Raw genomic sequence first — 4,186 nt, forward strand, 5'->3', positions numbered from 1 at the left:
ATGTTTTCCGCCAAGATGCGGTCTTCCACGAGACGGACCACACGGTCCTTCGCATCTTGGTCAAATTTTCTTGGCATATTCCAGATTTTCCCATCTACTCAAACGGAACAAAACCTGGGACACTTCAGCACTTTCAGCACTCGAACACACCAAACACCTCATGCACCACCCAGAAGAACATCGTGACGACCACCACCAGCTAACCGCTTAACCAAACCCCGAACTTCATACCGAGCCGAAATCACAAACCGCTACACCACTACACGGGACTTGACCTGATAGAAGCCCTAGCAGAATCGTTTAACGCCACTTTAAAGCGGGAATTGCTGCGCGATAGGAAAGTCTTTGACAACCCAATTAGCTGTCGCCAAGAGGTCTTCCGGTGGTGCATGCGCTTGTAACACGCGCAGGCGGCACCCCTGGTGCAATCTTGTAGCGCCTGATGTCTGTGAAACCGAGACTTCAGCTACACTGACCACAGCAGCATAGCTAGCCCCCGATGTGTCCACTTTCCGGGGGTCAGGCCCCCACCTCCCAAACCCCAACCAGCCAACCAGAACCAACTAGCACTGAAGCTGAAGAAACTGTCCCGCCCCAAGATTCACCCCGCGATGCAGAACCCGCAGCACAGGAGATAGCACCAGCTCAAACTTCTCCCATTGCCGGAAAGACGGTCTCCTCGTGCGGAGACCCGAATCTGCATCAGTTCGGAACCACTTTCTACAGCGATGGCACCAGCGGGTGGAGCGAAACATGTAATAGTCAAATGCGTGCGACATGGACTCCTCAGCTGTATCCGGAGGTAGAGGAAGCTATACCGCTCGGCGAGTTCGTCCCGGCTGTGCCTTACATCGAACCCACCTTCAACCCAGACTCCGGCGACGGCTACGGCCCCGACCAACCATTACCCCCATTATGCGTGCGATTCCCCCGTCATCCCCCGTCAGGGTCACCGAATCACCTAGGCCGAGGCCCTTCCAGGGCATACAACCAGTTACCAAGACTACGGGTACCGGGATCAGTATGTTGCTGAAACGGAGTGACGTACTGGTCCATCACGCTGCGATGACGACGAAGGGCCAGCATCGCGCGTTTCTTATCCTCTTGCCGTACGTAGAGTCGCGCGAGCTCTGCCGCGATCCTCGGATCAAGAGGAGCTTGAATAAGAGCACACTCATTCTCAGCAGCATCACGCATCCTGCAAAGCAGCGTCTCTACTTCTTCCCACTTCCTAAGCTTTTTCAATTCCTCTACAGTGCTCCACAAGTCCGTATAATCCCGGGTTTCGTCCATTGCTTGAGCCGCGTACAGGCCCTGGAGCCATCGGTGGTGCATCTCCGTATCCGACCAATCGATACCCGCAGCTGCATGATCATAGGACCATAGCGCTTCAGGGCCGGATAATAGACCAATTAGGCGACGGCGAGCCTCCTTGTAGCCGGGATTTCCGCATGTCCAATCAAAACGAAGATGATCGTAGTAAGCCACCATACAATCACGCATAGTCTGCACTGCCTGTTCGTTCCTGCCCTGATCTTCGTAGATGTCGGCAAGAAATAGCCACGGACGTGTATCTACTCCATACTCGTGTTCATCTCCGATCTTTGCTGCGAAGGTCATTGCGCGATGGGCCGCAAAGATTGCCTCATGAGTGTTTCCTGCGTCCCACAGGCCTTCCGCGCGGACAAGTTCCTGTCGGAGCAGTCGCTCGTCCTGTGATTCCTCCCAGGGGTCATCATTTGGGTCATGATTGTGGGGTGTCATTGTCATGTGCTCTAGTGTAGAGACCTCGGCATAGCCCGCGTTGCACGGCCAAAGCAGCCCGCCCCAACGTACGCCATCACATGAACACCGCTTAACAACCAGCCAGCCCACACCACTCCTCAAAGGTCCACACGTTATATGACCCACCTCACCAGCACAGTCTACTTTCGCACACACCCAAACGAGGGTAAATATCCATACCTCAATGAGATCACAATCATATTTTCCTATGCTGGAAATCAGCCAAAAGGAAGGAAACAAATACCCACCAGATAAACATGAAGATTGTACTATCCCCTATAGAAGATAAGGGTGAGGAGCAACTGTGCGCAAAAAATCAATGAAGATCATCACGATAGCAACAGCAGCACTAACAGCAATCGCCACCCCCGCCGCTACTGCCGCGAATAATTGTGACACAAAGATTCAAGCCACTGCAATTAGTCCCGATCAGGCAGGGATGGAAAGTGACTTCGATTCCCTAATTGCCACGGTTGACCAGTATGTCATCACCGAAGATGGAAAAAGTCAATTTGATGCGGAAAGCGCAGAAGCCGATGGCGCTTCCGGCTTCTTACTCGAAGTTGGACATTATTTCAATGAGCTGAGCAATCAGCAAGAAGGAGGAAGGGAAACCTCCTTCCGATCCATTGGATATGGAAACTGGTGCGGTCCGGGCCATAGCGGTCCTGATGCACCCATTAATACTCTGGACAGTATTTGCATGCGACACGATAAATGTTACGCCGAAAAAGGCTACTTTGCATGTTCTTGCGATCGAGCACTCATTGATGACATCAAACGTAATCGTGGAAATTTCCATGGTGCCGGTGAAAACGCAATGACGGTAGCTGTTGCGAGTTATTTCAACTCCAACCTGTGCAACCCCTTCAAATAAATGAGTAGCCGAAATAAAATTTCCCTAGCAAGGACATCCATAGCGATTTCTCTATGCACATTTGTAGGAACCGTTTTAGTGGCTCTCGCTACAGATTTAGGTGTTGATAAGTTTCTGCCAGTAACATTACCTGCCGGAGCAATAGCGCTGTCCATAGCTCTGGTAGGAAAATCTGGCAAGGGGATAATACTATCAATATGTGCAGCCTTGTGTCCGTTTATCATTTTTTGGCTAAGTTTCCTTATATACCAGATACTATATGTAATTAGCCTTGGTCACATAGTCCCGGGCTAAGCCGACACCCTACTAGGGCAGACTGTAGGGTATGACAACGCTAGTGTGTGATGCGGTTACGATTTTTGGTGCTCGGTGGGGTGAATCTGCCACTATTACGGTTCCGTCTCCGCGTGCTTCTGTGCGCGGGCAACGTGTCGTCATGCCCCAAGAAATCACCGTCCCTTTTACCGAGGGCATCGCTATCTTTGACGATGTAGAGCCCGGACCAGCTGTGGTCTACCTACGAGCACGTGGATATCGTGGTGCCACGTTTAACATCATGATCCCGGACGAAGGCCGCATCCTGCTATCCGATGTGATCAGTGTTGCCCAGGATTACATTCCTGCTCAAGAACGTCGATTACGTGAGTGGGCCCGCATCGCCGAAGAGGCCGCCTACCGTGCGCAAGAAGTCGTTGCTACAGGTGGTCTTATAGGCCCGCAGGGTCCACAAGGTGAAATCGGGCCACCAGGCCCACCGGGCCCGCCAGCGCCTGCTGGGATATCTGATGCTTCGCTTGATCGTGAACAGCTCTGGATCAGGCAGGGTACCCCTCCGGATTACATTCTCGGGGCAAAACCCGGTGACAGATGGCTTGACATCATCACCGGAAACTTCTACCAACTCTTGAAAGGAGAAAAACACATGGCGTGGCAGCAAGTAGGCAACATACGAGGACCCCAGGGACCGGATGGTGAAAAGGGGGATCAAGGGCCCACTGGGCTCACCGGGCCACAAGGTGCACAAGGCCCCCAGGGTGTCCCTGGTGAGCAAGGACCTACTGGGCCTCGAGGGCCACAAGGAGAAAAGGGACAAGACGGCAAAGGTATCTCCATTGCTGGCCAGGTAGCTCGTTATGAGAATCTGCCCTCTGAGAGCGTGTCAAGTTGTTTGTGTGTGGGGTTAGGTTTATAGGTATTTGTCGAAGCGGTCGGGAAAGGCCACGGCCATGTGGTTGATGGCTTGTTTCCAACCGGATACTCGCGCTCCTTCCACGAGCCTGCTGGCTGTAGCTGAGGCCCGTTTGCCTTGCTTGGCCCTCTTTAAGGCTCGTTTGTCTTCGGTATTGCAGATCATCAACCACAACGTCTTTAACGCGGAATCATCATTAGTAAATTGGACCCGGTTACGCGTGGCTTTACGCAGCTGGTTGTTAAACGATTCAATCGAATTCGCCGTCATAGATAACCTTCCTGGCTGCTGGAGGAAACTGCACAAATGGCACGAATCTATCCCACGCATCCTCC

At 52.5% G+C, this 4,186-nt stretch carries 3 protein-coding genes and 2 pseudogenes; 3 read left to right on the forward strand and 2 right to left on the reverse strand.

Features of this window, described 5'->3' with window-relative positions; translation table 11 throughout:
- Window positions 1-203 (forward strand): annotated as a pseudogene (locus D9V82_RS12460) (hypothetical protein); the annotation flags it as partial.
- A gap of 754 nt (window positions 204-957) precedes the next feature.
- Here the strand turns inward: D9V82_RS12460 and D9V82_RS11715 are convergent.
- Window positions 958-1,770: a hypothetical protein gene (locus tag D9V82_RS11715; protein ID WP_147446209.1), complete on the reverse strand. Its 813-nt coding sequence runs from the start codon at window positions 1,768-1,770 to the stop codon at window positions 958-960.
- A 319-nt stretch (window positions 1,771-2,089) separates the two neighbouring features.
- Between D9V82_RS11715 and D9V82_RS11720 the strand changes: the two genes are divergently transcribed.
- Window positions 2,090-2,662, forward strand: a complete 573-nt coding sequence (locus D9V82_RS11720) for a phospholipase A2 family protein (protein WP_147446210.1) — start codon at window positions 2,090-2,092, stop codon at window positions 2,660-2,662.
- A gap of 325 nt (window positions 2,663-2,987) precedes the next feature.
- Window positions 2,988-3,854, forward strand: a complete 867-nt coding sequence (locus tag D9V82_RS12950; RefSeq protein ID WP_121912513.1) for a collagen-like protein — start codon at window positions 2,988-2,990, stop codon at window positions 3,852-3,854.
- On the opposite strand, the pseudogene D9V82_RS11730 reads toward D9V82_RS12950, so the two are convergent.
- Window positions 3,849-4,186, reverse strand: a pseudogene (locus tag D9V82_RS11730) (transposase); the annotation flags it as partial. The gene D9V82_RS12950 and the pseudogene D9V82_RS11730 sit on opposite strands and share 6 nt — an antisense overlap.

The sequence above is a fragment of the Corynebacterium macginleyi genome, from assembly GCF_003688935.1.
GTDB lineage: Bacteria > Actinomycetota > Actinomycetes > Mycobacteriales > Mycobacteriaceae > Corynebacterium > Corynebacterium macginleyi.